The organism is Mesorhizobium sp. B2-8-9, from assembly GCF_006439475.1.
Taxonomy (GTDB): Bacteria; Pseudomonadota; Alphaproteobacteria; order Rhizobiales; family Rhizobiaceae; genus Mesorhizobium.
Map to the genome: position 1 here is coordinate 1 of NZ_VFTQ01000048.1, position 24,337 is coordinate 24,337.

A 24,337-nucleotide genomic window follows, 5' to 3' on the forward strand; every position below is an offset into this window, starting at 1 on the left:
ATGCCCGGCGACAACATCACCGTCGACGTCGAGCTGATCGTGCCGATCGCGATGGAAGAGAAGCTGCGCTTCGCCATTCGTGAAGGCGGCCGCACCGTCGGTGCCGGCATCGTCGTCACCATCAAAGAGTAATTTGGACTGAAACCGATCTGTCGCGGGCGCGGGAGCTGCCCGCGCCGCGCCAGAACAAGGAATTGACGCATGAACGGACAGAATATCCGCATCCGCCTTAAGGCGTTTGACCACCGGGTGCTCGACGCCTCGACGCGCGAAATCGTGTCGACCGCCAAGCGCACCGGCGCCAACGTCCGCGGCCCCATCCCGCTGCCGACGCGGATCGAAAAATTCACGGTCAACCGGTCGCCCCACGTCGACAAGAAGAGCCGCGAACAGTTCGAGATGCGCACGCACAAGCGGCTGCTCGACATTGTCGATCCGACCCCCCAGACGGTCGATGCTTTGATGAAGCTCGATCTGGCCGCCGGTGTCGACGTCGAGATCAAGCTCTAAGGGAATGAGAGAGCGGTAAGGGGCGGTGCCCCTGGCCCGGAACTCTAAAGGAATTGAACCGATGCGTTCAGGTGTGATTGCAAAGAAGGTGGGAATGACCCGCATCTACAACGATGCTGGCGAACACGTTCCCGTCACCGTTCTCCAGATGGAGAACTGCCAGGTCGTGGCCCAGCGCACGCAGGAGAAGAACGGCTACACCGCCGTCCAGCTCGGCGTTGGCCTTGCCAAGGTGAAGAACACGTCGAAGGCGATGCGCGGCCATTTCGCCGCCGCTTCCGTCGAGCCGAAGGCCAAGGTCGCCGAGTTCCGCGTCTCCGCCGACAACATGATCGACGTCGGCGCCGAGCTGACCGTCGAGCATTTCGTCGTCGGCCAGAAGGTGGACGTCACCGGCACCTCGACCGGCAAGGGTTTCCAGGGCGTGATCAAGCGGCACCACATGGGTGGTGGCCGCGCCACGCACGGTAACTCGGTCTCGCACCGCACGCACGGCTCGACCGGCCAGCGCCAGGACCCCGGCAAGGTGTTCAAGGGCAAGAAGATGGCCGGCCACATGGGCGACACCCGCGTCACCACGCAGAATGTCGAGGTCGTCTCGACCGACGCCGATCGCGGCCTGATCCTGATCCGCGGCGCGGTTCCCGGCGTCAAGGGCGCCTGGATCCTGGTTCGCGACGCCGCCAAGGTTGCGCTGCCGGCCAATGCGCCGAAGCCGGCCGCGATCCGCGCCGCTGCCGCCAAGAACGAAGCCCCGGCCACTGAGGGAGCCGAATAATGGATCTCAAGATCACAACGCTGGGCGGCAAGGACGCCGGCAAGGTGGAACTCTCCGAGGAGATTTTCGGCCTTGACCCGCGCGAGGACATCCTGCAGCGCGTCGTGCGCTGGCAGCTCGCCAAGAAGCAGCAGGGCACGCACAAGGCCAAGGGCCGCGCCGAAATCGCGCGCACCGGCGCCAAGATGTACAAGCAGAAGGGTACGGGCCGCGCCCGTCACCACTCGGCCCGCGCTCCGCAGTTCCGCGGCGGCGGCAAGGCACACGGCCCGGTCGTTCGCAGCCATGAGCACGAGCTGCCGAAGAAGGTCCGTGCGCTTGGCCTCAAGCACGCTCTCTCGGCCAAGGCCAAGAGCGCTTCGCTGATCATCGTCGACGAGCTGAAGCTCACCGAAGCCAAGACCAAGGCGCTGGTGGCGAATTTCGAGACGCTGGGGCTGACCAACGCCCTGGTCATCGGCGGCGCCGAGCTTGACCAGAATTTCAAGCTGGCCGCGACCAACATTCCGAACATCGACGTGCTGCCCATCCAGGGCATCAACGTCTACGACATTCTGCGCCGCGGCACGCTGGTCCTTTCGAAGGCCGCCGTCGAGGCTCTCGAGGAGCGCTTTAAATGACCGACCTCCGTCACTACGACGTGATCGTCTCGCCGGCGATCACCGAAAAGTCGACCATGGCTTCCGAGCAGAACCAGGTCGTCTTCAACGTCGCCAAGAAGGCGTCGAAGCCGGAAATCAAGGCTGCCGTGGAGGCTCTCTTCGGCGTCAAGGTGACGGCTGTGAACACGCTCGTCCGCAAGGGCAAGATCAAGCGCTTCCGCGGCACAGTTGGCCGCCAGGGCGACGTCAAGAAGGCGGTTGTGACGCTGGCCGACGGCCAGTCGATCGACGTCGCGACGGGTCTCTGAGCAAGGCCGCGAGGACAGGACAATGGCACTTAAGAAATTCAACCCGGTAACGCCGAGCACCCGCCAGCTGGTCATCGTCGACCGCTCGGGCCTCTACAAGGGCAAGCCCGTCAAGGGCCTGACCGAAGGCCTGACCAAGTCGGGCGGCCGCAACAACTACGGCCGCATCACGGCCCGCTTCATCGGCGGCGGTCACAAGCGTTCGTACCGCATCATCGACTTCAAGCGTAAGAAGTACGACGTCGTCGGCACGGTCGAGCGTATCGAATACGATCCGAACCGCACCGCCTTCATCGCGCTGATCAAGTACGACGACGGCGAGCTGTCCTACATCCTGGCCCCGCAGCGTCTTGCTGCCGGCGACAAGATCGTGGCCGGCGAAGCGGTCGACGTGAAGCCGGGCAACGCGATGCCGCTGGCCTCGATGCCGGTCGGCACGATCGTCCACAACATCGAGCTGAAGCCGGGCAAGGGCGGCCAGGTCGCCCGTTCGGCTGGCGGTTACGCCCAGCTCGTCGGCCGCGACCAGGGCATGGCGATCCTGCGCCTCAACTCGGGCGAGCAGCGTGTCGTGCACGGCTCTTGCATGGCCACCGTCGGCGCCGTGTCGAACCCCGACCACGGCAACATCAACGACGGCAAGGCCGGTCGCACCGTGTGGCGCGGCAAGCGCCCGCACAATCGCGGCGTGGCCATGAACCCGGTCGACCATCCGCATGGCGGCGGCGAAGGCCGCACCTCGGGTGGCCGTCATCCGGTTTCGCCCTGGGGCAAGCCGACCAAGGGCAAGAAGACGCGGTCCAACAAGGCGACCGACAAGTTCATCCTGCGCTCGCGTCATCAGCGCAAGAGCTAAGAAGAGGTAACGCCAAGTGACTCGTTCGATTTGGAAAGGCCCCTTTATCGACGGCTACCTTCTCAAGAAGGTGGACAAGGTTCGTGAAGGTGGTCGCAATGAGGTGATCAAGATGTGGAGCCGTCGCTCCACCATCCTGCCGCAGTTCGTCGGCTTCACCTTCGGTGTCTACAACGGCCAGAAGCACGTTCCCGTCTCGGTGAACGAGGACATGGTCGGCCACAAGTTCGGTGAATTCGCTCCGACCCGGACCTATTACGGTCACGGCGCGGATAAGAAGGCGAAGAGGAAATAATCATGGGCAAGGCCAAAGCTCCGCGCAGGCTTGCTGATAACGAGGCGCGTGCCGTTCTGCGCACGATCCGCATCAGCCCGCAGAAGCTCAACCTGGTTGCCGCGCTGATCCGCGGCAAGAAGGTCGCGACAGCGCTTTCCGACCTCGAATTCTCGGCCAAGCGGATTTCCGGCACGGTCAAGAAGACGCTGGAGTCGGCGATCGCCAATGCGGAAAACAATCACGACCTCGACGTCGACGCTCTGATCGTGGCGGAAGCCTATGTCGGCAAGTCGATCGTCATGAAGCGTTTCCACGCTCGTGGCCGCGGCCGCGCCAGCCGTATCGAAAAGCCGTTCTCGCACCTCACGATCGTCGTTCGTGAAGTCGAGGAAAAAGGGGAGGCCGCATAATGGGCCAGAAAGTCAATCCGATCGGGCTGCGTCTCGGCATCAACCGTACCTGGGATTCGCGCTGGTTCGCGAACACCGGCGAATACGGCCAGCTGCTGCACGAAGATCTCAAGATCCGCAAGTATCTCGAGAAGGAACTCAAGCAGGCCGCGATTTCGAAAGTCGTGATCGAGCGCCCGCACAAGAAGTGCCGCGTCACCATCCACGCCGCGCGTCCGGGCCTCATCATCGGCAAGAAGGGCGCCGACATCGAGAAGCTTCGCAAGAAGCTGACCGAGATGACGAAGTCCGAAACGCACCTCAACATCGTTGAAGTGCGCAAGCCGGAAATCGACGCCACGCTGGTCGCCCAGTCGATCGCCCAGCAGCTCGAGCGCCGCATCGCGTTCCGCCGCGCCATGAAGCGTGCCGTTCAGTCGGCCATGCGTCTCGGCGCCGAAGGCATCCGCATCAACTGCTCCGGCCGTCTCGGCGGCGCCGAGATCGCGCGCATGGAGTGGTACCGCGAAGGCCGCGTGCCGCTGCATACGCTGCGCGCCGACGTCGACTACGGCACGGCCGAGGCGAACACGGCCTACGGCATCTGCGGCGTCAAGGTGTGGGTGTTCAAGGGCGAGATCCTCGAGCATGACCCGATGGCTTCCGAGCGCCGTGCAACCGAAGGCGATGCCGCGCATGGCGGCGGCGGTGCTGGCGGTGAGCGCGAACGCGGCCGCCGTCGCGAGAACGCCTGAGACATTTGAGAATTTGGAGTTAGAACGATGCTGCAGCCAAAGCGCACAAAGTTCCGCAAGCAGTTCAAGGGCCGTATCCACGGTGCCGCCAAGGGCGGCACCAACCTGGATTTCGGCGGTTTCGGGCTGAAGGCGCTTGAGCCGAACCGCGTCACCGCGCGCGAGATCGAGGCGGCCCGCCGCGCGATCACCCGCGAGATGAAGCGCGCCGGCCGCGTCTGGATCCGGGTGTTCCCGGACCTGCCGGTCACCTCGAAGCCGACCGAAGTCCGCATGGGTAAGGGCAAGGGCGCCGTCGACTACTGGGCGGCGCGCGTCAAGCCCGGCCGTATCATGTTCGAGATCGACGGCGTCAGCGAGGAGACGGCTCGTGAAGCGCTGCGTCTCGGCGCCGCCAAGCTCTCGGTCAAGACGCGCTTCGTGCAGCGCATCGCAGAATAAGGACAGGCGATCATGAAAGCCGAAGACATCCGGACCAAGACCCAGGATCAACTGACCGACGACCTGGCCGCTCTCAAGAAGGAGCAGTTCAACCTGCGCTTCCAGAAGGCCACCGGCCAGCTCGAAAAGACCGCGCGCGTGAAGCAGGTCCGCAAGGACATCGCGCGCATCAAGACCATCGCCGCGGAAAAAGCCGCGGCCAAGAAGGGTTAAGACCATGCCAAAGCGCATCCTGCAGGGCACCGTCGTCAGCGACAAGAACGAGAAGACGGTCGTGGTCAAGGTCGAGCGTCGCTTCACGCATCCCGTGATGAAGAAGACCGTGCGCATGACCAAGAAGTACAAGGCGCACGACGAGAACAACGCCCACAAGGTCGGCGACCAGGTGTTCATCCAGGAATCGAAGCCGATTTCCAAGGACAAGCGCTGGGTTGTCGTCTCTTCGGATCAGGCTTGATCCGGGCGAACGAACCGAATTTTGGACAGACCGGGGAGGGGTGAAGAACCCGTCCCGTTAGAAAAGAAGAAGGCGGCCAGTCATGATTCAGATGCAAACAAACCTCGACGTCGCGGATAATTCCGGCGCCCGTCGTGTCATGTGCATCAAGGTGCTGGGCGGCTCGAAGCGGAAATATGCCTCCGTCGGCGACATCATCGTGGTGTCGATCAAGGAAGCCATTCCGCGCGGCCGCGTTAAGAAGGGCGATGTGATGAAGGCGGTCGTGGTTCGCACGGCCAAGGACATCCGCCGCCCGGACGGCAGCGTGATCCGTTTCGACAAGAACGCGGCCGTTCTCGTCGACAATAAGAAAGAGCCGATCGGCACCCGTATCTTCGGACCGGTTCCGCGCGAATTGCGCGCCAAGAACCACATGAAGATCATCTCGCTCGCGCCTGAAGTGCTGTAAGGAGCCGGACCAATGCAAAAGATCAAAAAAGGCGACAAGGTCGTCGTGCTTGCCGGCAAGGACAAGGGCCGTTCGGGCGAAGTCCTGTCGGTGCAGCCGAAGGAAGACACCGCGGTCGTCCGCGGCGTGAACCTCATTCGCCGTCACCAGAAGCAGACCCAGTCGCAAGAGGCCGGGATCATCACCAAGGAAGCGCCGATCCACCTGTCGAATATCGCGCTGGCCGACCCCAAGGACGGCAAGCCGACCCGCGTCGGCTTCACCATCCAGAAGGATGGCAAGAAGGTGCGCGTCGCCAAGCGTTCGGGAGAAGTCATCAATGGCTAAGGCTGAAACCAAGCAGGCAACTGCCAAGAACGAGCCGCGCCTCAAGAAGGTCTACAACGAGACCATCCGCAAGGCGATGCAGGAGCAGTTCGGCTACGACAATGACATGCAGGTTCCGCGCATCGACAAGATCGTGCTGAACATGGGTGTCGGCGAAGCAACCGCAGACTCCAAGAAGCCCTCGGTCGCGGCCGAGGATCTCGCGCTGATAGCCGGCCAGAAGGCCGTCGTCACCCGCGCCCGCAACTCGATTGCCGGCTTCAAGGTGCGCGAGAACATGCCGATCGGCGCCAAGGTCACGCTGCGCAAGGAACGCATGTACGAGTTCCTCGACCGCCTCGTGAACATCGCGTTGCCGCGCGTTCGCGACTTCCGCGGACTGAACCCGAAGAGCTTTGACGGCCGTGGCAACTACGCCATGGGCATCAAGGAACACATCGTGTTCCCGGAGATCAACTACGACAAGGTTGATCAGGTCTGGGGCATGGACGTCATCGTTTGTACGACGGCGAAGACGGACGACGAGGCAAGAGCGCTGCTCAAGGCCTTCAACTTCCCCTTCCGCCAGTAACGGCAGCGAAAAAGGAAACATCTGAAATGGCAAAGACCAGCTCAGTCGAGAAGAACAACCGGCGCCGCAAGCTCGCCGACCAGTACGCCGCCAAGCGCACGGCGCTCAAGGCCATTATCATGGATCAGTCCAAGCCGATGGAAGAGCGTTTCCGCGCCCAGTTGAAGCTTTCGGCGCTGCCGCGCAACTCGGCCAAGATCCGCATCCGCAATCGCTGCGAGGTGACGGGCCGTCCGCGCGCCTACTATCGCAAGCTGAAGCTTTCGCGTATCGCGCTTCGCGATCTGGGCAATACCGGCCAGATCCCGGGCCTGGTCAAGTCGAGCTGGTAAGGAGACACTGAGATGTCATTGAGCGATCCTCTCGGCGATATGCTGACCCGCATCCGCAACGCCTATGGCCGCAAGAAGTCGAGCGTTTCGACCCCGGCCTCGCGTCTGCGTGCCCGCGTCCTCGAAGTGCTGAAGTCGGAAGGCTATATCCGCGACTACAGCCAGACCGACTTCGAAAACGGCAAGTCGGAAATCGAGATCGAGCTGAAATATTTCGACGGCGCCCCGGTTGTGCGCGAGATCGAGCGCGTCTCGAAGCCTGGCCGTCGCGTCTATGTCTCGGCCAAGTCGATCCCGCACGTCGCCAACGGCCTCGGCATCGCCATCCTTTCGACGCCGAAGGGCGTCATGGCCGACCATGAAGCGCGCGAGCAGAATGTCGGCGGCGAAATCCTCTGCCAGATCTTCTGATCGGCCAAGAGATTGATGAATGGGCTTCGGTTCTCGGGATCGCGCCCGGGAACTGGAACCTGAAACGAAAGAAGTGACGAGGACAACAAAATGTCTCGTATCGGAAAGAAACCCGTTTCGCTGCCGCAAGGCGTGACCGCGTCCGTCAACGGCCAGACCGTGACGGCGAAGGGCCCCAAGGGCGAGCTGAAGTTCGTGGTGAACGACGAAGTGCTGGTGAAGATGGAGAACAACGAGATCTCCGTCGAGCCGCGCGACCAGACCAAGACCGCCCGCTCCAAGTGGGGCATGTCGCGCACGCAGATCGTCAACATCCTGCAGGGCGTGAAGGACGGCTTCGAGAAGAAGCTCGAGATCACCGGCGTCGGCTATCGCGCGGCGTTGCAGGGCAAGAACCTGCAGCTGGCGCTCGGCTTCAGCCACGACGTGGTCTATCAGACGCCGCAGGGCATCACCATCACGGTGCCGAAGCCGACCGAAATCACGGTCTCGGGCATCGACAAGCAGCAGGTCGGCCAGGTCGCCGCCGAGATCCGCGAATATCGCGGTCCCGAGCCCTATAAGGGCAAGGGCGTGCGCTATGCCGACGAGCGCATCGTGCGCAAGGAAGGCAAGAAGAAGTAATAGGCCTGGCCCCGAGAAGTTGCAGACTTTTCGAAAAAGGGCCAAGCCGCAGAAGTGTAACGCCGCGGGGAGCGGCCGCGGGAGGCTTGGCCTACCGCACAGGGTTGCCCCCGTTTTCTGAAGGCAAGGAACTGACATTATGGCAAGCCCCAAAGAAACCATCCAGCGCCGCGCACAGCGCGTGCGCCGCCAGCTGAAGAAGGTCGCCGGCGAGCGTCCGAGGCTTTCGGTGCACCGCACCTCGAAGAACATCTACGTCCAGGTGATCGACGACGCCAACGGCCACACGCTGGCCGCCGCCTCGACGCTGGAGAAGGACCTCAAGGGTTCGCTCAAGACCGGCGCCGACACCGCAGCCGCGGCCGCTGTCGGCAAGCTGATCGCCGAGCGTGCCGCCAAGGCCGGCGTCAAGGAAGTCGTCTTCGACCGCGGCCCGTACATCTATCACGGCCGCGTCAAGGCGCTGGCCGAGGCTGCCCGCGAAGGCGGTCTCAGCTTCTGATTTTTCGCCGCTGACGACCCAAAGGCGGCGTCAGTAATTAGCAACCCGTGCTTCCGGAAAAGAACAAGGAACAGGATATGGCACAGGAACGTAGAGAAGGCGGCCGCGGCCGCGAGCGCGAAGAGCGTGACGACGGCATGGTGGACAAGCTCGTCCACATCAACCGCGTCGCCAAGGTGGTGAAGGGCGGCCGTCGTTTCGGTTTTGCCGCTCTCGTCGTCGTCGGCGACCAGAAGGGCCGCGTCGGCTTCGGCCACGGCAAGGCGCGCGAAGTGCCGGAAGCGATCCGCAAGGCGACCGAGTCGGCCAAGCGCGACATGATCTTCGTGCCGCTGCGTTCGGGCCGCACGCTGCATCATGACGTCGAGGGCCGCTGGGGCGCCGGACGCGTTCTGCTGCGCGCCGCCAAGCAAGGTACCGGCATCATCGCCGGCGGTCCGATGCGCGCCGTCTTCGAGACGCTCGGCATGCATGACGTGGTCGCCAAGTCGATGGGTTCGTCGAACCCCTACAACATGGTTCGCGCCACCTTCAACGCGCTGAAGAGCCAGATGCATCCGAAGGATGTGGCTGCCGCGCGCGGCATCAAGTACTCGACCCTTCAGGCCCGCCGCGGCACCGCCGTTGCGGCTGAAGAATAGTCGACGCTGACCAGGGATTTCGACCATGGCCAAGAAAGCTACCAAGACCATCACCGTCGAGCAGATCGGCTCCCCGATCCGCCGGCCGAAGGAGCAGCGCGCGACGCTGGTCGGCCTCGGCCTGAACAAGATGCACAAGCGGCGCACGCTGGAAGATACCCCTTCGGTGCGCGGCATGATCGCCGCCGTCCAGCACCTCGTCCGCGTCGTGGACGAGGCCTGAACGGAAGGGCAGGAGAAGAAACATGAAACTCAACGATCTGCGTGACAAGGACGGCGCGACGCACTCCAAGAAGCGTCTCGGCCGCGGCATCGGTTCCGGCTCGGGCAAGACCGCCGGTCGCGGCGTCAAGGGCCAGAAGGCCCGCTCTGGCGTTGCCATCAACGGCTTCGAGGGTGGCCAGATGCCGCTCTACCGGCGCCTGCCGAAGCGTGGCTTCAACAACATCTTCGCCAAGAGCTTCACGGTCGTGTCGCTGGCCCGCATCCAGGCTGCTATCGACGCCAAGAAGCTCGACGCCAAGGCGACCGTGACGGCCGAGGCCCTGGTTGCCGCCGGCGTCATCCGCCGCGCCAAGGACGGCGTGCGCGTGCTCTCCGACGGCGAACTCAAAGCCAAGCTGTCCTTCGACGTCGCCGGCGCCTCCAAGGCCGCGATCGAGAAAATCGAGAAGGCCGGCGGTTCGGTGAAGCTGCCGGAAGCGGCCGCCGCCGAGTAACGGCGATTTGAAGCGCGGCCGGCCGGGATGACTTCGCATATTCCGTCGAACCGCGCTTTGACCGGATGAATTGGGCGGCCGCGTCAACGCGGCCGCTTGCATGTTTACGGTCCCGAGCTTATCTCGTGAGCTTCGGTGACACGCGCCGCCTGAGCTGCGGCATCGAGCGCGACGTAGAAATCAAAGAAGTAGAGCATGATGTCGTCCGAAAACCGTTCCACATTTTTCGGCATCATGCTCTAGCGGAGAATCAGGCATGGCCTCGGCTGCTGAACAACTAGCCTCCAATCTGAATTTCGCGGCCTTCGCCAAGGCCGAGGATCTCAAGAAGCGCATCTGGTTCACCATCGGCGCGCTGCTCGTCTACCGCCTCGGCACTTATATCCCGCTTCCCGGCATCAACCCCGATGCTTTCGCCCAGGCCTTCTCCTCGCAGAGCAAGGGCGTGCTTGGCATGTTCAACATGTTCGCCGGCGGCGCCGTGCAGCGCATGGCGATCTTCGCGCTGGGCATCATGCCCTACATCTCCGCCTCCATCATCATGCAGCTGATGACCTCGGTCATCCCGTCGCTGGAAACGCTGAAGAAGGAAGGCGAGCAGGGCCGCAAGGTCATCAACCAGTACACGCGCTACGGCACCGTGCTCCTGGCGCTGATCCAGGCCTACGGCATTTCGATCGGCCTCGAGGGCGGCAACGGCATCGTCAACGATCCCGGTATGTTCTTCCGCATCTCGACAGTCGTCACACTCGTCGGCGGCACCATGTTCCTGATGTGGCTCGGCGAGCAGATCACCGCGCGCGGCATCGGCAACGGCATTTCGCTGATCATCTTCTCCGGCATCGTCGCGGGCCTGCCGCGCGCGATCTCCGGCACGCTGGAACTCGGCCGTACCGGCGCGCTGTCGACGGGCCTCATCCTCGCGATCATCGTGCTGGCCATCATCGTCATTGCGCTCATCGTCTTCTTCGAACGCGCGCAGCGGCGCCTGCTCATCCAGTATCCGAAGCGCCAGGTCGGCAATCGCATGTTCCAGGGCGATACCTCGCATTTGCCGCTGAAGCTCAACACCTCCGGCGTCATCCCGCCGATCTTCGCGTCCTCGCTGCTGCTTCTGCCGGCGACCGTGGCGGGCTTCTCGCAGGCGACCAACCTGCCGGCCTGGGCAAGCACGATCCTCGCCTCGCTCGGCCACGGCCAGCCGCTCTACATGATCTTCTATGCGGGCATGATCATCTTCTTCGCCTTCTTCTACACGGCGATCGTCTTCAACCCGAAGGACACGGCCGACCAGCTCAAGAAGCACTCCGGCTTCATCCCGGGCTATCGTCCGGGCGAGCGTACCGCCGATTATATCGACTATGTTCTGACGCGCATAACCGTCATCGGCGCCATTTACCTGGTGCTGGTCTGTCTGCTGCCGGAGTTCCTGATTTCGGCGACTGGCGTACCTTTCTACCTCGGTGGCACATCGCTTCTGATCGTGGTCAGTGTCACGCTCGATACGGTGGCGCAGATTCAGGGTCACCTGATCGCGCACCAGTATGAGGGCCTGATCAAGAAGTCGAAGTTGCGCGGGGGGAAGAGGAGCAGATGAGGCTGATTTTGCTTGGGCCGCCAGGAGCGGGCAAGGGGACACAAGCACAAAGACTGGTTGAAAAACACGGCATCCCCCAGCTCTCGACGGGTGACATGCTGCGTGCCGCCGTCCAGGCCGGAACCGAGGTCGGTAAGCGTGCCAAGGCGGTGATGGATGCCGGTGAGCTGGTCTCGGATGCGATCGTCAACGCCATCGTCGCCGAGCGTATCGATCAGCCGGATTGCGCCAAGGGATTCATCCTCGACGGCTATCCGCGCACGCTGGTCCAGGCCGACGCGGTCGAGGCCATGCTTGCCGAACGCGGCATAGCGCTCGACACCGTCATAGAGCTCGTCGTCGACGACAAGGCGCTGGTTGGCCGAATCGTCAAACGCGCCGAGGACGCCAAGGCCGCCGGCCAGCCTGTGCGCAAGGACGACAACCCGGAGGTGTTCGAGGAACGCCTGCGCGAATACTACAAGAAGACGGCGCCGCTGACCGGCTATTACTACGCCAAGGGCAAGCTCAAGACCGTCGACGGCATGGCCAGTATCGATGCCGTGACCGCCGAGATCGGCAAGGTGCTCGTGGCCGCGGTGAAGTAGACCGGGCCGACAACTAAAGATAGCGCTTGGCGACGATTAACGATTGCGCTTGACTGGAGTGGGCCGTTGGGGTATGGCGGCCCGTCTTCCTATCAGGCATGGACTTTGCTTGCCCTTGCGGGCAAGGCATCCGCTTTGAACCAGGAAACTCCCGCAAGGGCCGGCCTCCACCGGACGCGGGGCAACTTCGACAGCGCCGGCTCGTCCGGCCCAAATGGAGAAAGAGAAGAAAATGGCTCGTATAGCCGGCGTCAACATTCCGACCAACAAGCGCGTCGTCATCGCGCTTCAGTACATTCACGGCATCGGCAAGAAGTTTGCCCAGGAGATCGTCGACAAGGTCGGCATCCCGGCGGACCGCCGCGTCAACCAGCTGACCGACGCGGAAGTGCTGCAGATCCGCGAGACGATCGACCGCGACTACCAGGTCGAAGGCGACCTGCGCCGCGAAGTCTCGATGAACATCAAGCGGCTCATGGACCTCGGCTGCTACCGCGGCCTACGTCACCGTCGCTCGCTGCCGGTCCGCGGCCAGCGCACGCATACCAACGCCCGCACCCGCAAGGGTCCGGCCAAGGCGATCGCCGGCAAGAAGAAGTAATTGAGCGAATAGCGAGTAGCGGTTAGCGAGTAGGGGACCCTGTTCGCTATTCCCTACTCACTACTCGCTTTTCCAAGGTGGAGCCGCTGGCATTACGGCGGTGTAGAGATCAACTGAAAGGAATACCATGGCCAAGGAAGCCGCTCGTGTTCGCCGTCGCGAACGCAAGAACATTTCGTCGGGCGTTGCCCACGTCAATTCGACCTTTAACAACACCATGATCACCATCACCGACGCGCAGGGCAATTCGATTGCCTGGTCGTCGGCCGGTGCCCAGGGTTTCAAGGGTTCGCGCAAGTCGACCCCGTTTGCAGCCCAGATGGCTGCCGAGGACGTCGCCAAGAAGGCGCAGGAACACGGCATGCGCATGCTCGAGGTCGAGGTCTGCGGACCCGGCTCCGGTCGTGAATCGGCGCTCCGCGCGCTGCAGGCGGCGGGCTTCACCATCACCTCGATCCGTGACGTGACGCCGATCCCGCACAATGGCTGCCGCCCGCGCAAGAAGCGCCGCGTCTGATTTTTAAACGCCGCGCGAACGCCAAGGCGATCCTCCGCGGTTTTCCGTGTCGCCCGCCACGATTGGATGGTGGCGGGGCAAAGGAAGGAAGACTTTTATGATCCAGAAAAACTGGCAGGAACTGATCAAGCCGAACAAGATCGAGTTCTCGTCGAAGAAGAAGACGCTGACCACGCTGGTGGCCGAGCCGCTCGAACGCGGCTTTGGCCTGACGCTGGGCAACGCGCTGCGGCGTGTGCTTCTGTCTTCGCTGCGCGGCGCGGCTGTCACCGCCGTGCAGATCGACGGCGTGCTGCACGAATTCTCGTCCATCGCCGGCGTGCGCGAGGACGTGACCGACATCGTGCTCAACATCAAGGAAATCGCCATCCGCATGGAAGGCGATGGCCCCAAGCGCATGGTCGTGCGCAAGCAGGGCCCGGGCGCCGTGCTCGCCGGCGACATCCAGACGGTCGGCGACGTCGAGATCCTCAACCCCGACCACGTGATCTGCACGCTGGACGAGGGCGCCGAGATCCGCATGGAGTTCACCGTCGACACCGGCAAGGGCTATGTGCCGGCCGAGCGCAACCGCGCCGAGGACGCGCCGATCGGGCTGATCCCGGTCGACAGCCTCTATTCGCCGGTCAAGAAGGTCTCCTACAAGGTCGAGAACACCCGCGAGGGCCAGGTTCTCGACTATGACAAGCTGACCATGACGATCGAGACCAACGGCTCGATTTCGGGCGAGGACGCGGTCGCTTTCGCCGCTCGCATCCTGCAGGACCAGCTTGGCCTGTTCGTCAACTTCGACGAGCCGCAGAAGGAAGTCGCCACCGAGGCCGTCACCGAGCTCGCCTTCAACCCGGCGCTGCTCAAGAAGGTCGACGAGCTCGAGCTTTCGGTGCGTTCGGCCAACTGCCTGAAGAACGACAACATCGTCTACATCGGCGACCTGATCCAGAAGACCGAAGCCGAGATGCTGCGCACCCCGAACTTCGGCCGCAAGTCGCTGAACGAGATCAAGGAAGTGCTGGCGGCCATGGGCCTCCATCTCGGCATGGAAGTGCCGGACTGGCCGCCGGAAAACATCGAAGACCTCGCCAAGCGTTACGAAGACCAATATTGAGCATGAATTCCAAGGATCGGCGGCGAGAGCCGCTCGATCCGACGGTCATGCGGAAAACCATCAGAGGCCGTGGCCTCTTGAACAACTGAAGAAGGAAAAGAGCCATGCGCCACGGTTTCAAAGGCCGTCGTTTCGCCCGCAGCATCAGCCACCGCAAGTCGATGTTCGCCAATCTCGCCGTGTCGCTGATCGAGCACGAGCAGATCGTCACCACCTTGCCGAAGGCGAAGGACCTGCGTCCGATCGTCGAGAAGCTCGTGACGCTCGGCAAGCGCGGTGACCTGCACGCCCGCCGCCAGATGATCGCTCAGATCGGCAATGAAGGCGTCGTCAAGCGCCTGTTCGAGACCATCGCCCCGCGCTACGCCACCCGCAATGGCGGCTATCTGCGCATCATGAAGGCGGGTTTCCGCAAGGGCGACAACGCCGCGATGGCGGTCATCGAATTCGTCGATCGCGACACCTCGGCCAAGGGCGCCGCCGACCGCGCCCGCATAGAGGCTGAGGGCGCCAACGAGGAAGCCGCGGCCGCCTGAGGTCGCTGTTTCGTCAATGACTTCGAGGGGCCTACGGGCCCCTTTTGCATTTGGAGCAGGTTTGAGCGGCTGAGCGGAATTTCACGCCCAGGCTCAAGCTTTTGCGCGACAAGTGTCGCATTTGTGTGCATTAGCCTTTCATTCTGCACATTCGTCGAGACAATGGCGCCCTATCTGGAGGGATTCGAGAATGCACCTCAAACGACTGTTTCTTGTTGCCGCGCTGGCGGTCTTCGCCGCGGCACCGGCCGCAAGACAGGCTTTTGCCGAGGACGCCGCCAAGCCGGCCGATCCGGGCCTCTCCGACGTGCTGACCGATCTGTTGCATGGCGTCGAAGGCGAGAACGGCACGTCCGGCCCCGACAAGCGCGTGCCGTTCGGCCGCGAGGAGGTGCAGCTCTCCTTCGCGCCGCTGGTCAAGCAGACGGCGCCGGCCGTCGTGAATGTCTATGCCTCGCAGACCGCAAAGGTGACGTCGCCCTTCGAAGGCGATCCCTTCTTCGAGGAGTTCTTCGGCCGTGCCCAGCCGCGCGCCCAGTCCTCGCTGGGGTCCGGCGTGCTGGTCGATCCGAGCGGCGTGATCGTCACCAACTTCCACGTCATCAAGGACGCCGACGAGGTGAAGGTCGCAACCGCCGACGGACGCGAGTTCACCTCAAAGGTCATGCTCAAGGACGAGACGCTCGATCTCGCCGTGCTCAAGATCTCGGCCGACAAGCCGTTTCCGGTGATCGCCATCGGCGATTCCGACGCGCTTGAGGTCGGCGACCTTGTGCTCGCCATCGGCAATCCGTTCGGTGTCGGCCAGACCACCACCAGCGGCATTGTCTCGGCACTCGCCCGCAGCCATATCGGTGTTTCGGATTCGGGCTACTTCATCCAGACCGATGCCGCCATCAATCCCGGCAACTCCGGCGGCGCCCTGATCAACATGGGCGGCCAGCTGGTCGGCATCAACACGGCCATCTACAGCCGCAGCGGTGGTTCGATCGGCATCGGCTTCGCCATTCCTTCGAACATGGTGCGCGCCTTCGCCGACGCCGCCAAGGCCGGGCTCGACTTCTTCGAGCGTCCCTATATCGGTGCGGAATTCGAACTGGTGACGCCGCAGATCGCAGAGTCGCTCGGCATGGAGAAACCCACCGGCGCATTGGTGTCGTCCGTGGACGCCACCGGGCCGGCGGGCAAGGCCGGCCTGAAGCCTGGCGACGTCATCCTGTCGCTCAACAACACGCCGGTCGAAAGCATCGAGGCGCTCGACTACCGCATGGCGACGCTGTCGATCGGCACCAAGGCGACCTTCGCCGTGCTGAGCAAGGGGCAGCAGGCGACGTTGGAGATTCCGCTGGAGCGCGCGCCGGAAGGCGCCAAGCCCAGCGAGGTCACCTTGCGCGGCCGCAGTCCCTTTTCCGGCGCCAAGGTGGCGGAACTGTCGCCCAGGCTTGCCCAGCGGCTTGGCCTTCGCACCGATCTCAAGGGCGTCACCGTCATCGATATCAGCCGCGATTCGCCGGCCGCCGATTTCGGTTTCCAGCCGGGCGATATCGTGCGCGAGGTGAACGGCACCACCATCGAGACCGCGGCGACACTGGCGCAGGTTGCCCAGCAGGACACGCGCTGGTGGCGCTTTACCGTCGAGCGCGGCGGGCAGATACTGCGCCAGGTGTTGCGTTATTGAGGCGATCTGCCCATTTAGAGCATGATCCCGAACTGGAGGCCCGCGTAGCAAAAAGCGGGGACCGGCATTCGGACAAGATCGTGCTCTAAAACGAGCGGAACCGCGTTCAAACAAAAGACTTGCATGGCAGATCTGTTCAGTTCCGATGAGCCGGAAAAGGCGCCGCCCGGGCGGCCGCTGGCCGATCGGTTGCGCCCCAAGAACCTCGGCGAGGTCGTCGGGCAAGAGCATCTGACCGGACCTGACGGCGCGCTGACCAGGCTGATCGATTCGGGCTCACTCGGCTCGATGATCTTCTGGGGTCCCCCCGGCACCGGCAAGACGACAGTGGCGCGGCTGCTCGCCGGTGAGACCAACCTTGCCTTCGAGCAGATCTCGGCCGTGTTTTCCGGCGTCGCGGACCTCAAGAAAGTCTTCGAGGCGGCCAAGCTCAGGCGCTCCAATGGCCGCCAGACGCTGCTCTTCGTCGACGAGATCCATCGCTTCAACCGCGCCCAGCAGGACGGGTTTTTGCCGGTGATGGAAGACGGCACCGTGGTGCTGGTCGGCGCCACGACGGAGAACCCGTCCTTTGAGCTCAATGCAGCGCTTCTGTCGCGCGCGCGTGTGCTGGTGTTCCGTTCGCTGGGTGAGGACAGCATCGCCAAGCTTCTGGCCCGGGCAGAAGAAACCGAGGGCAGGGCGCTGCCGCTCGACGAAGAAGCGCGCGCCATGCTGATCCGCATGGCGGACGGCGACGGCCGCGCCTCGCTGACGCTGGCTGAGGAAGTCTGGCGCGCCGCAAAGAAGGGCGAGGTGTTCGGCCCGGAAGGCCTGCAGCGCGTCATCCAGCGCCGTGCGCCGATCTACGACAAGGGTCAGGACGGCCATTACAATCTGATCTCGGCGCTACACAAATCGGTGCGCGGCTCCGATCCGGATGCCGCGCTTTATTATCTCGCCCGCATGTTCGATGCCGGCGAGGATCCGCTCTATCTCGGCCGCCGGCTCGTGCGCATGGCGGTGGAGGATGTCGGGCTCGCCGATCCTCAGGCGCTTGTCGTGGCCAATGCGGCCAAGGATGCCTATGACTATCTTGGCTCGCCCGAGGGCGAGCTCGCCTTCGCCCAGGCCGCCGTTTATCTCGCCACGGCGCCGAAATCGAACGCCGTCTACACTGCCTTCAAGGCCGCGACCGCGGCAGCCAAGGAGTTCGGCTCGCTGCTGCCGCCCAAGCACATCCTCAACGCGCCGACCAAGCTGATGAAGCAGGAGGATTACGGCGCCGGCTATCGCTACGACCATGACGAGCCGGAGGCGTTTTCAGGCCAGGACTATTTTCCGGAGAAGATGGGCCGGCGCACTTTCTACGATCCGCCGGAACGCGGTTTCGAGCGCGATATCCGCAAGCGGCTGGAATACTGGGCAAAGCTGCGCAGCGAACGGAACAGCTGAGTTGCACGGCCCGGCGGTCGGCGCGCTTCGACGCGAAGCCGCGTTGTGGTGGACCACACCTGCTGCGGCATTGTGCCGGGAAACAAAAAATCCTATCAAGACGCACGGCTGGCGGGGGTCGCCGTGATGTTGTCCCATGGAACAGGATCGCGCTCCCGCGCGAATGACAATGACAAAGCAAACCGTCAAGACGCTCCGCAAGGCCGCCATCGCCGTCGTAGTTCTCGCGCTCGCCTTCTATTTCATCCCGATCCTGACCACCATCTGGGTCGTCTGCGGCCTGATCGATGTCATGCGCAACGACCAGAAGAACCAGAACCTGTTCGAGCGCTACTTCCTCGGCAACGGCCTGTTCACCTGGCTGTTGTCGCCGTTCAACCTGATCGTTGACCTTCTCAGCTACCGCAACCCCGGCGTCTGGAAGCCCGAGCAGTTCCCCGAGGACTATCAGCGCGAGATCAACGAGGTGCTGGGCGTCTTCAAGGCGCGCAAGGACGAGATCATCGCCGATATCGATGCCAATTTCGGCGCCGGCCGCCGCGGCATGTATGTCTACCAGTGGTACGGCAAGCACAAGATCGACAACGTCCCCGAATTCAACAAGGACTACAAATACATCAAGACGATCGCGGTATCCGTTTTCAGCAAGCGCGAATCGACGTCTTGGCATTTCGGTCCGCTCCGGCTCAGCCTGCGCATCCTCTACAATCTGATACCGGTCAAGGCCGAGATCTTCGTCCAGTGCGGCAGCAAGAAGAACTACTGGTACGACAATCCGCTGTTCATCTTCGACGACACCCTGTTCCACCGCTCGGTCAACGAATATGACGGCCGCCGCTACTGCGTCTTCGTCGATATCATCCGGCCGTCTCCGTTTCCCAGGCTGATCGCGGGCCTTCTCGCCATCGTCTCCGTCAGCGTGGAGCGTATCAATTCGGTCTTCTACAAGAACTGGAAGATGATCGGCTCGTCGAAGCCGAAGGCGGCCGCCAACTGACCACGGCGGAACCTCGCCTCGATCCGCCTTAAACCAACGTCCAATGGCGCGGACGAACCGCGACCTTTAGGACTCCAGCGCGGCTCCAGGACACGCGTAGCGATTTTTCGTCGGGAATTGCGCAAGATCAAATACGCGTTCCGGCCGGCGTTCTATCGAGAGCTGACCCGCAACTGGTAGCGGAATAGTCTACCGAGCATGATGACGGAGCGGCAGGAGGTTCCGCTCACCGGGAGGATTAGGTTGATTGGACGGCAACCAGCCGTGCACGCGGACCAGGTCCAGGCCTCGGTCGCCAAGAGCGACGCAGCCCACTCGGCGGTCGTCGCTTCGTGGCGGCGGTCGCTTCAATTGCACGGCCTGGACCCTGCGGCGCACACGGCGCCGCGGCGGCTGACCGAAGGCGAGCTCAGGCTCACGAGGCAGCGCATGGAGCGGCTGATCCGCGCGGCCGAACCCAGCCTCAATCGGCTCTACCTCGCCGTGGGCGGCGTCGGCTGCTGCGTCATGCTGGCGGATCGCGACGGCATCCCGGTCGAGCGACGGGGCGCCGTCGCGGACGACGAGACATTCGATGAATGGGGCCTGTGGACCGGCACCGTCTGGAGCGAGGACAGCGAAGGCACCAACGGCATCGGCACCTGCATCGCCGACCAGCGCGCTCTGACCATCCACCGCGATCAGCATTTCTTCTCCCGCAACACGCTGCTGAGCTGCACCACGGCTCCGGTCTATGACCATGAAGGCAATCTGGCGGCGGCGCTCGATGTCTCGTCCTGCCGGTCGGACCTGACCGAGGGCTTTGTGCAGCTCATCGCGGTCGCCGTCGGCGACGCCGCGCGCCGGATCGAAGCGGAAAATTTCCGCATGGTGTTTTCAGATGCCCGCATCTTGCTCGCACCCGTCACCGAGCGCAGCGCCGGTGCGCTGATAGCGGTCGATTCGGATGATCTTGTGATCGGCGCGACGCGCTCTGCCCGTCTTGGTCTCGGCATAACGCGGGAAGCGCTGGCGAGAGGACTGCTTGCCACCGATATTCTCGGCGACTGCGCAAAGACCGCTGAGGATTTGGACGATGCCGAGCGCGGTGTGGTTCAGCGGGCGCTGGCGCGCGCCGGCGGCAACGTCTCGGCGGCCGCACAGAACCTCGGCATCTCCCGCGCCACCCTGCATCGTAAGCTCGCCCGCTTCGACATTCGCCGTCCGCATTGATTGCAGACCGGACTGTCGCAGTTCTGCGACAGTCGGGCGCCACGATCATCCAGCCCCGGGCTGACAAACCGGAGCCCATCCGCAACCCTTCCTCCCATAGCGCCGCATCCCGCGGCGTGCTCATTGGGAGGCAGTGATGAACAAGGTGGAATTCTCGCGCGCGGCCAAGATTCCTTTCGCCAAGCGCTACGACAACTTCATCGGCGGCAAATGGGCGGCGCCGCTCTCCGGCAGATATTTCGAAAACATCTCGCCGGTCACCGGCCGGCCGCTCTGCGAAATCGCCCGGTCGGAAGCAAATGACATCGAGGCCGCGCTTGATGCAGCCCACAAAGCCAAGGACGCCTGGGGCAAGACCAGCCCCGCGGCCCGCGCGCTGATCCTCAACCGCATCGCTGATCGCATGGAAGACAATCTCGACCTGCTGGCGCTCGCCGAGACCTGGGACAATGGCAAGCCGATCCGCGAGACGACCGCCGCCGACCTGCCTCTGGCCATCGACCATTTCCGCTATTTCGCCGGCGTGCTGCGCAGCCAGGAAGGCTCGATCTCCGAAATCGACCACGACACCGTCGCCTACCACTTCCATGAGCCGCTCGGTGTCGTCGGCCAGATCATTCCGTGGAACTTCCCGCTGCTGATGGCGGTGTGGAAGCTGGCGCCGGCGCTCGCCGCCGGCAATTGCGTGGTGCTGAAGCCCGCCGAGCAGACACCCGCCACGATCATGCTGTGGGCCGACCTCATCGGTGACCTCTTGCCCGAAGGCGTGCTCAACATCGTCAACGGCTTCGGCCTTGAAGCCGGCAAGCCGCTCGCCTCGTCGAACCGCATTGCCAAGATCGCTTTCACCGGCGAGACCACCACCGGCCGCCTGATCTCGCAATATGCCAGCCAGAACCTCATTCCGGTGACGCTTGAGCTTGGCGGCAAGTCGCCCAACATCTTCTTCCAGGATGTGACGGCCGAAGACGACGATTTCTTCGACAAGGCGATCGAGGGCTTCGTCATGTTCGCGCTCAACCAGGGCGAGGTCTGCACGTGCCCCAGCCGCGCGCTGGTGCATGAGAAGATCTACGACAAGTTCATCGAGCGCGCGCTGAAGCGTGTCGAGGCGATCGTCCAGGGCGATCCGCTCGATCCCGCCACCATGATCGGCGCGCAGGCCTCGAGCGAGCAGCTGGAAAAGATCCTGTCCTACTTCGACATCGGCCGTCAGGAAGGCGCCGAAGTCTTGACCGGCGGCGAGCGGAACCATCTGCCGGGCGATCTCGCCGGCGGCTACTACGTCAAGCCGACAGTGTTCAAGGGCAACAACAAGATGCGCATCTTCCAGGAGGAGATCTTTGGACCCGTCGTGTCCGTGACGACCTTCAAGGACGATGACGAGGCGCTGTCGATCGCCAACGACACGCTCTACGGCCTCGGCGCCGGTATCTGGAGCCGCGACGCGAACCGCTGCTACCGCTTCGGCCGCGCCATCCAGGCCGGGCGTGTCTGGACCAACTGCTATCACGCCTATCCGGCGCATGCCGCCTTCGGCGGCTATAAGCAGTCCGGCATCGGCCGCGAGACGCACAAGATGATGCTCGACCACTATCAGCAGACCAAGAACATGCTGGTCAGCTACAGCCCGAAGAGGCTCGGCTTCTTCTGATCCTCCCAGGGCGAAGAGGAGGGCGCGGCCCACCCGCGTCCTCCCGTCAGTCGAGGAGGATTTGATGGATAAGCTTTCATTGAGCAAGGTGTCGGCCACGCCGGAGGCCGAGGCGCTGCTTGCCGAGATCATCGCCGATCACGGCCCGGTTCTGTTCCATCAGTCCGGCGGCTGCTGCGACGGCTCCTCGCCGATGTGCTACCCGCGTGGCGACTTCATGATCGGCGACAATGACGTGAAATTGGGCGAAATCGGCGATACGCCGGTCTATATCAGTGCCTCGCAATATGAGGCGTGGAAGCACACCGATCTCATCATCGATGTGGTGAAGGGCAGGGGCGGGATGTTCTCGCTCGACAATGGCCGCGAGAAGCGCTTTCTGACGCGCTCGACGGTCTGCGCGGTGCTTACGCCTTCGGGCAATTGATCAGACGACGTGTGGGGTAATTATCGCTCTTTGTTGGGCCTTTGGCTCGCAACCTGTCCGCCTTAGTGCTATGGCGCCGCTTTCGAATGGAAAAGCAAAGTCATGGCAGGTGTTGAACAGATCACGGTTGAGGCCGGTGAGGCGGGCATGCGGCTCGACCGCTGGTTCAAGGTCCATTATCCGGGCCTCGGCTTCGGCCATCTGCAGAAGTTGCTTCGGTCGGGGCAAATCCGCGTCGATGGCGGCCGGGTGAAGGCCGACACGCGTGTCGAGCCCGGCCAGTCTGTCCGCGTTCCGCCGCTCGATGTCGATAAGAAGGGCGATGCGCCGCTCACCGGCCACTCGATCCGCAACCAGGGCGATGCCGACGTGCTCGCCAAGATGCTTCTGCATGAGGACCCGAAAGTCTTCGTCTTCAACAAGCCGGCGGGGCTCGCCGTGCAGGGCGGCTCAGGCGTCACCCGCAATGTCGACGACATGCTGGAGGCCTGGCGCAACAAGAAGGGCGAGAAGCCGCGCCTCGTCCATCGCCTCGACCGCGACACGTCCGGCGTGCTGGTGGTTGCCCGCACCCGTCTTGCGGCGATGAAGCTTTCGGAAGCGTTCCGCGCGCGCGAGACCAAGAAAACCTACTGGGCGCTTGTCAAGGGCGTGCCGCCCAAGCGCGAGGACAAGATCTCGACCTGGCTCATCAAGGAGCCCACGGAAGATGGCGACCGCGTGCGCGTAGCCGCGCATGGCGAGAAGGGCGCCGACCACGCCGTCTCCTACTACCGTGTCATCGAGCAGGCGGCGCAGACGATGACCTGGCTGGAGATGGAGCCCTATACCGGCCGCACGCACCAGCTTCGCGTTCACGCCGCCTACATAGGTTGCCCGATCATCGGCGATCCCAAATATTTCGAGGCCGATACCAACTGGGATTTCCCGGGCGGCATTCAAAACCGCCTGCACCTGCATGCGCGCCGCATCATCATCCCGCATCCGGACCACGGCGTCATCGACGTCACGGCGCCGATGCCGCCGCATATGCGCCAGAGCTGGAACCTGATCGGCTTCGACGACCAGAGCGCGGAAGACTGACTTGGCTGTCGCCCCCGCATTGGATCGCCGCGATGCAGTCGACATGGCCGCGGCGGCCATCATGGTCGGGCTGACCTTTTCCTGGGGCCTGAACTATGTCGCCGCCAAGGTGTCATACTCCGGCTACGACCCTGTCTTCGTCTCGATCGCACGTTCGCTCATCGGGGGAGCCTGCGTGTTCGCCTGGTGCCGGCTGCGCGGCATCAAGCTCTTCGAAGCGGATCGGACGCTGGCCGCCGGCATCGTCGTCGGCGTGCTCTTCGGCGTTGAGTTCCTGTGCCTCTATATCGGCCTCGAATATACGACCGTTGCCCGCAACACGCTCCTGGTCAACACCATGCCGTTCTGGGTGCTGATCGGCGGACATTTCCTGCTTGGCGAGCGTATCAATGCGCGCAAGCTCGGTGGCCTTGTTCTCGCCTTCTGCGGTCTGGCGGCGGTCTTCTCCGACGGCATCATTGCCGGCAGCGGCGCGACACTGACCGGCGATCTGCTCAGTCTCGGCTCAGGCATTCTCTGGGCAGCGACCAGCATCGTCATCAAACGATCGAGGCTGGTCGAGACGCGCGCGGAGAAACTGCTGCTCTATCAGCTGGCCGGCGCGGCCGTCGTTGGTATCCTGGTGATGCCTTTCGCCGGCCCACCCATTCGAGCGCTTGCCGTCCTGCCGACACTGGCGCTGCTGTTCCAGTCTTTCTATATCGTCGCCTTCACCTATGTGTTGTGGTTCTGGCTGCTCGCGCGCTATCCGGCGGCCGGCTTGTCGAGCTTCGCCTTTCTGTCGCCGGTGTTCGGCGTCCTGTGCGGCGCGGTGCTGTTGGGCGAGCTGCCGACGACCAGGATTTTCCTGGCGCTCGGCCTGATTGCCACCGGGCTGATCATCGTCAATCGCCCGGCGCGCAGACAACCCACACCATAGATCAGCTCGCGGAACGGCAAGCTGCCCTATCTCTTT

35 protein-coding genes and 1 pseudogene are annotated in these 24,337 nt (G+C 63.3%); all 36 read left to right on the forward strand.

Annotation, left to right across the window (positions count from 1 at the left end):
- Positions 1-132: pseudogene (gene tuf, locus FJ423_RS31790) on the forward strand (elongation factor Tu); the annotation flags it as partial.
- Between the two features lie 69 nt (positions 133-201).
- A complete protein-coding gene (gene rpsJ / locus FJ423_RS31795; RefSeq protein WP_006205468.1) occupies positions 202-510 on the forward strand; it encodes a 30S ribosomal protein S10 in 309 nt (102 codons plus the stop codon).
- A 61-nt stretch (positions 511-571) separates the two neighbouring features.
- On the forward strand, positions 572-1,288 hold the full coding sequence (rplC, locus tag FJ423_RS31800; RefSeq protein WP_140847558.1) for a 50S ribosomal protein L3: 717 nt from the start codon (positions 572-574) through the stop codon (positions 1,286-1,288).
- Entirely contained in the window at positions 1,288-1,908 is a 621-nt protein-coding gene (gene rplD / locus FJ423_RS31805) for a 50S ribosomal protein L4 (RefSeq protein ID WP_095765514.1), read from the forward strand. Before rplC ends, rplD begins: the two co-directional genes overlap by 1 nt.
- Positions 1,905-2,198 (forward strand): 50S ribosomal protein L23, encoded by a 294-nt coding sequence (locus FJ423_RS31810; protein WP_040983033.1) that lies wholly within the window; start codon positions 1,905-1,907, stop codon positions 2,196-2,198. Before rplD ends, FJ423_RS31810 begins: the two co-directional genes overlap by 4 nt.
- Before the next feature lie 22 nt (positions 2,199-2,220).
- The gene (gene rplB / locus FJ423_RS31815) at positions 2,221-3,054 is read left to right on the forward strand and encodes a 50S ribosomal protein L2 (RefSeq protein ID WP_126084116.1); all 834 of its coding nucleotides are present in this window, start codon (positions 2,221-2,223) and stop codon (positions 3,052-3,054) included.
- A gap of 16 nt (positions 3,055-3,070) precedes the next feature.
- Positions 3,071-3,349, forward strand: a complete 279-nt coding sequence (rpsS, locus tag FJ423_RS31820; protein WP_006205463.1) for a 30S ribosomal protein S19 — start codon at positions 3,071-3,073, stop codon at positions 3,347-3,349.
- A 2-nt stretch (positions 3,350-3,351) separates the two neighbouring features.
- A complete protein-coding gene (rplV, locus tag FJ423_RS31825; protein ID WP_006205462.1) occupies positions 3,352-3,741 on the forward strand; it encodes a 50S ribosomal protein L22 in 390 nt (129 codons plus the stop codon).
- Positions 3,741-4,475 carry a 30S ribosomal protein S3 gene (gene rpsC, locus FJ423_RS31830; protein WP_095765512.1) on the forward strand — a complete coding sequence of 245 codons (735 nt, stop codon included), beginning with the start codon at positions 3,741-3,743 and terminating at the stop codon, positions 4,473-4,475. The genes rplV and rpsC overlap by 1 nt, the downstream gene beginning before the upstream one ends.
- A 27-nt stretch (positions 4,476-4,502) precedes the next feature.
- The gene (gene rplP / locus FJ423_RS31835; RefSeq protein WP_095765511.1) at positions 4,503-4,916 is read left to right on the forward strand and encodes a 50S ribosomal protein L16; all 414 of its coding nucleotides are present in this window, start codon (positions 4,503-4,505) and stop codon (positions 4,914-4,916) included.
- A gap of 12 nt (positions 4,917-4,928) precedes the next feature.
- Positions 4,929-5,129 (forward strand): 50S ribosomal protein L29, encoded by a 201-nt coding sequence (gene rpmC / locus FJ423_RS31840; RefSeq protein ID WP_042642190.1) that lies wholly within the window; start codon positions 4,929-4,931, stop codon positions 5,127-5,129.
- A 4-nt stretch (positions 5,130-5,133) separates the two neighbouring features.
- A complete protein-coding gene (gene rpsQ / locus FJ423_RS31845; RefSeq protein ID WP_023675136.1) occupies positions 5,134-5,373 on the forward strand; it encodes a 30S ribosomal protein S17 in 240 nt (79 codons plus the stop codon).
- A gap of 82 nt (positions 5,374-5,455) precedes the next feature.
- The gene (gene rplN, locus FJ423_RS31850) at positions 5,456-5,824 is read left to right on the forward strand and encodes a 50S ribosomal protein L14 (protein WP_006205457.1); all 369 of its coding nucleotides are present in this window, start codon (positions 5,456-5,458) and stop codon (positions 5,822-5,824) included.
- 12 nt (positions 5,825-5,836) lie between these two features.
- A complete protein-coding gene (rplX, locus tag FJ423_RS31855; protein ID WP_095765510.1) occupies positions 5,837-6,151 on the forward strand; it encodes a 50S ribosomal protein L24 in 315 nt (104 codons plus the stop codon).
- Complete coding sequence (rplE, locus tag FJ423_RS31860; RefSeq protein ID WP_095765509.1) at positions 6,144-6,722, forward strand: 50S ribosomal protein L5; 579 nt, start codon at positions 6,144-6,146, stop codon at positions 6,720-6,722. The genes rplX and rplE overlap by 8 nt, the downstream gene beginning before the upstream one ends.
- Before the next feature lie 26 nt (positions 6,723-6,748).
- Entirely contained in the window at positions 6,749-7,054 is a 306-nt protein-coding gene (rpsN, locus tag FJ423_RS31865) for a 30S ribosomal protein S14 (protein ID WP_042642199.1), read from the forward strand.
- 12 nt (positions 7,055-7,066) lie between these two features.
- Positions 7,067-7,465 carry a 30S ribosomal protein S8 gene (gene rpsH, locus FJ423_RS31870; protein WP_066989600.1) on the forward strand — a complete coding sequence of 133 codons (399 nt, stop codon included), beginning with the start codon at positions 7,067-7,069 and terminating at the stop codon, positions 7,463-7,465.
- A 90-nt stretch (positions 7,466-7,555) separates the two neighbouring features.
- Positions 7,556-8,089 carry a 50S ribosomal protein L6 gene (gene rplF / locus FJ423_RS31875; RefSeq protein ID WP_095765508.1) on the forward strand — a complete coding sequence of 178 codons (534 nt, stop codon included), beginning with the start codon at positions 7,556-7,558 and terminating at the stop codon, positions 8,087-8,089.
- A gap of 139 nt (positions 8,090-8,228) precedes the next feature.
- Positions 8,229-8,591, forward strand: a complete 363-nt coding sequence (gene rplR, locus FJ423_RS31880; RefSeq protein ID WP_095765507.1) for a 50S ribosomal protein L18 — start codon at positions 8,229-8,231, stop codon at positions 8,589-8,591.
- A gap of 77 nt (positions 8,592-8,668) precedes the next feature.
- The gene (gene rpsE, locus FJ423_RS31885; RefSeq protein WP_140847561.1) at positions 8,669-9,232 is read left to right on the forward strand and encodes a 30S ribosomal protein S5; all 564 of its coding nucleotides are present in this window, start codon (positions 8,669-8,671) and stop codon (positions 9,230-9,232) included.
- 25 nt (positions 9,233-9,257) lie between these two features.
- Positions 9,258-9,455, forward strand: coding sequence for a 50S ribosomal protein L30 (rpmD, locus tag FJ423_RS31890; protein WP_027170355.1), 198 nt, complete (start codon positions 9,258-9,260; stop codon positions 9,453-9,455).
- 22 nt (positions 9,456-9,477) lie between these two features.
- Positions 9,478-9,951, forward strand: a complete 474-nt coding sequence (gene rplO / locus FJ423_RS31895) for a 50S ribosomal protein L15 (protein WP_140708828.1) — start codon at positions 9,478-9,480, stop codon at positions 9,949-9,951.
- A 256-nt stretch (positions 9,952-10,207) separates the two neighbouring features.
- Positions 10,208-11,548: a preprotein translocase subunit SecY gene (gene secY, locus FJ423_RS31900; protein WP_140847563.1), complete on the forward strand. Its 1,341-nt coding sequence runs from the start codon at positions 10,208-10,210 to the stop codon at positions 11,546-11,548.
- A complete protein-coding gene (locus FJ423_RS31905) occupies positions 11,545-12,135 on the forward strand; it encodes an adenylate kinase (RefSeq protein ID WP_140847566.1) in 591 nt (196 codons plus the stop codon). Before secY ends, FJ423_RS31905 begins: the two co-directional genes overlap by 4 nt.
- Before the next feature lie 232 nt (positions 12,136-12,367).
- Entirely contained in the window at positions 12,368-12,736 is a 369-nt protein-coding gene (gene rpsM, locus FJ423_RS31910; protein ID WP_027170351.1) for a 30S ribosomal protein S13, read from the forward strand.
- A gap of 127 nt (positions 12,737-12,863) precedes the next feature.
- On the forward strand, positions 12,864-13,253 hold the full coding sequence (rpsK, locus tag FJ423_RS31915) for a 30S ribosomal protein S11 (RefSeq protein ID WP_006205444.1): 390 nt from the start codon (positions 12,864-12,866) through the stop codon (positions 13,251-13,253).
- Between the two features lie 97 nt (positions 13,254-13,350).
- On the forward strand, positions 13,351-14,361 hold the full coding sequence (locus tag FJ423_RS31920; RefSeq protein WP_027170350.1) for a DNA-directed RNA polymerase subunit alpha: 1,011 nt from the start codon (positions 13,351-13,353) through the stop codon (positions 14,359-14,361).
- 104 nt (positions 14,362-14,465) lie between these two features.
- On the forward strand, positions 14,466-14,897 hold the full coding sequence (rplQ, locus tag FJ423_RS31925) for a 50S ribosomal protein L17 (RefSeq protein WP_140847569.1): 432 nt from the start codon (positions 14,466-14,468) through the stop codon (positions 14,895-14,897).
- Between the two features lie 190 nt (positions 14,898-15,087).
- Positions 15,088-16,575 carry a DegQ family serine endoprotease gene (locus FJ423_RS31930; protein ID WP_095765502.1) on the forward strand — a complete coding sequence of 496 codons (1,488 nt, stop codon included), beginning with the start codon at positions 15,088-15,090 and terminating at the stop codon, positions 16,573-16,575.
- A gap of 123 nt (positions 16,576-16,698) precedes the next feature.
- Entirely contained in the window at positions 16,699-18,009 is a 1,311-nt protein-coding gene (locus tag FJ423_RS31935) for a replication-associated recombination protein A (protein ID WP_140847572.1), read from the forward strand.
- Positions 18,010-18,178: 169 nt separating this feature from the next.
- Positions 18,179-19,006: an aspartyl/asparaginyl beta-hydroxylase domain-containing protein gene (locus FJ423_RS31940; RefSeq protein ID WP_095765500.1), complete on the forward strand. Its 828-nt coding sequence runs from the start codon at positions 18,179-18,181 to the stop codon at positions 19,004-19,006.
- A gap of 264 nt (positions 19,007-19,270) precedes the next feature.
- Positions 19,271-20,218 carry a helix-turn-helix domain-containing protein gene (locus FJ423_RS31945; protein WP_246680369.1) on the forward strand — a complete coding sequence of 316 codons (948 nt, stop codon included), beginning with the start codon at positions 19,271-19,273 and terminating at the stop codon, positions 20,216-20,218.
- A gap of 136 nt (positions 20,219-20,354) precedes the next feature.
- Positions 20,355-21,872 carry an aldehyde dehydrogenase gene (gene adh, locus FJ423_RS31950; RefSeq protein WP_140847575.1) on the forward strand — a complete coding sequence of 506 codons (1,518 nt, stop codon included), beginning with the start codon at positions 20,355-20,357 and terminating at the stop codon, positions 21,870-21,872.
- 64 nt (positions 21,873-21,936) lie between these two features.
- On the forward strand, positions 21,937-22,299 hold the full coding sequence (locus FJ423_RS31955) for a DUF779 domain-containing protein (RefSeq protein WP_140847578.1): 363 nt from the start codon (positions 21,937-21,939) through the stop codon (positions 22,297-22,299).
- Positions 22,300-22,401: 102 nt separating this feature from the next.
- Entirely contained in the window at positions 22,402-23,382 is a 981-nt protein-coding gene (locus tag FJ423_RS31960; protein WP_140847581.1) for an RluA family pseudouridine synthase, read from the forward strand.
- A 43-nt stretch (positions 23,383-23,425) separates the two neighbouring features.
- Complete coding sequence (locus FJ423_RS31965) at positions 23,426-24,301, forward strand: DMT family transporter (protein WP_140847595.1); 876 nt, start codon at positions 23,426-23,428, stop codon at positions 24,299-24,301.
- Positions 24,302-24,337: the final 36 nt, after the last annotated feature.

Bases quoted from the DNA above. Each gene is read 5' to 3' on its own strand.
- FJ423_RS31905 (WP_140847566.1), top strand. From the start codon at position 11,545: ATGAGGCTGATTTTGCTTGGGCCGCCAGGAGCGGGCAAGGGGACACAA.
- FJ423_RS31810 (WP_040983033.1), top strand. From the start codon at position 1,905: ATGACCGACCTCCGTCACTACGACGTGATCGTCTCGCCGGCGATCACC.
- rpsE (WP_140847561.1), top strand. From the start codon at position 8,669: ATGGCACAGGAACGTAGAGAAGGCGGCCGCGGCCGCGAGCGCGAAGAG.
- rpsK (WP_006205444.1), top strand. From the start codon at position 12,864: ATGGCCAAGGAAGCCGCTCGTGTTCGCCGTCGCGAACGCAAGAACATT.
- adh (WP_140847575.1), top strand. From the start codon at position 20,355: ATGAACAAGGTGGAATTCTCGCGCGCGGCCAAGATTCCTTTCGCCAAG.
- FJ423_RS31965 (WP_140847595.1), top strand. From the start codon at position 23,426: ATGGCCGCGGCGGCCATCATGGTCGGGCTGACCTTTTCCTGGGGCCTG.
- rplN (WP_006205457.1), top strand. From the start codon at position 5,456: ATGATTCAGATGCAAACAAACCTCGACGTCGCGGATAATTCCGGCGCC.
- FJ423_RS31930 (WP_095765502.1), top strand. From the start codon at position 15,088: ATGCACCTCAAACGACTGTTTCTTGTTGCCGCGCTGGCGGTCTTCGCC.
- rplE (WP_095765509.1), top strand. From the start codon at position 6,144: ATGGCTAAGGCTGAAACCAAGCAGGCAACTGCCAAGAACGAGCCGCGC.
- rpmD (WP_027170355.1), top strand. From the start codon at position 9,258: ATGGCCAAGAAAGCTACCAAGACCATCACCGTCGAGCAGATCGGCTCC.
- FJ423_RS31940 (WP_095765500.1), top strand. From the start codon at position 18,179: ATGACAAAGCAAACCGTCAAGACGCTCCGCAAGGCCGCCATCGCCGTC.
- rpsN (WP_042642199.1), top strand. From the start codon at position 6,749: ATGGCAAAGACCAGCTCAGTCGAGAAGAACAACCGGCGCCGCAAGCTC.
- rplF (WP_095765508.1), top strand. From the start codon at position 7,556: ATGTCTCGTATCGGAAAGAAACCCGTTTCGCTGCCGCAAGGCGTGACC.
- rplQ (WP_140847569.1), top strand. From the start codon at position 14,466: ATGCGCCACGGTTTCAAAGGCCGTCGTTTCGCCCGCAGCATCAGCCAC.
- rplD (WP_095765514.1), top strand. From the start codon at position 1,288: ATGGATCTCAAGATCACAACGCTGGGCGGCAAGGACGCCGGCAAGGTG.
- rplP (WP_095765511.1), top strand. From the start codon at position 4,503: ATGCTGCAGCCAAAGCGCACAAAGTTCCGCAAGCAGTTCAAGGGCCGT.
- FJ423_RS31935 (WP_140847572.1), top strand. From the start codon at position 16,699: ATGGCAGATCTGTTCAGTTCCGATGAGCCGGAAAAGGCGCCGCCCGGG.
- rpsJ (WP_006205468.1), top strand. From the start codon at position 202: ATGAACGGACAGAATATCCGCATCCGCCTTAAGGCGTTTGACCACCGG.
- rplV (WP_006205462.1), top strand. From the start codon at position 3,352: ATGGGCAAGGCCAAAGCTCCGCGCAGGCTTGCTGATAACGAGGCGCGT.
- rplR (WP_095765507.1), top strand. From the start codon at position 8,229: ATGGCAAGCCCCAAAGAAACCATCCAGCGCCGCGCACAGCGCGTGCGC.
- FJ423_RS31960 (WP_140847581.1), top strand. From the start codon at position 22,402: ATGGCAGGTGTTGAACAGATCACGGTTGAGGCCGGTGAGGCGGGCATG.
- rpmC (WP_042642190.1), top strand. From the start codon at position 4,929: ATGAAAGCCGAAGACATCCGGACCAAGACCCAGGATCAACTGACCGAC.
- rpsC (WP_095765512.1), top strand. From the start codon at position 3,741: ATGGGCCAGAAAGTCAATCCGATCGGGCTGCGTCTCGGCATCAACCGT.
- rpsQ (WP_023675136.1), top strand. From the start codon at position 5,134: ATGCCAAAGCGCATCCTGCAGGGCACCGTCGTCAGCGACAAGAACGAG.
- secY (WP_140847563.1), top strand. From the start codon at position 10,208: ATGGCCTCGGCTGCTGAACAACTAGCCTCCAATCTGAATTTCGCGGCC.
- rpsM (WP_027170351.1), top strand. From the start codon at position 12,368: ATGGCTCGTATAGCCGGCGTCAACATTCCGACCAACAAGCGCGTCGTC.
- rplX (WP_095765510.1), top strand. From the start codon at position 5,837: ATGCAAAAGATCAAAAAAGGCGACAAGGTCGTCGTGCTTGCCGGCAAG.
- rplC (WP_140847558.1), top strand. From the start codon at position 572: ATGCGTTCAGGTGTGATTGCAAAGAAGGTGGGAATGACCCGCATCTAC.
- rplO (WP_140708828.1), top strand. From the start codon at position 9,478: ATGAAACTCAACGATCTGCGTGACAAGGACGGCGCGACGCACTCCAAG.
- FJ423_RS31920 (WP_027170350.1), top strand. From the start codon at position 13,351: ATGATCCAGAAAAACTGGCAGGAACTGATCAAGCCGAACAAGATCGAG.
- FJ423_RS31955 (WP_140847578.1), top strand. From the start codon at position 21,937: ATGGATAAGCTTTCATTGAGCAAGGTGTCGGCCACGCCGGAGGCCGAG.
- rplB (WP_126084116.1), top strand. From the start codon at position 2,221: ATGGCACTTAAGAAATTCAACCCGGTAACGCCGAGCACCCGCCAGCTG.
- rpsH (WP_066989600.1), top strand. From the start codon at position 7,067: ATGTCATTGAGCGATCCTCTCGGCGATATGCTGACCCGCATCCGCAAC.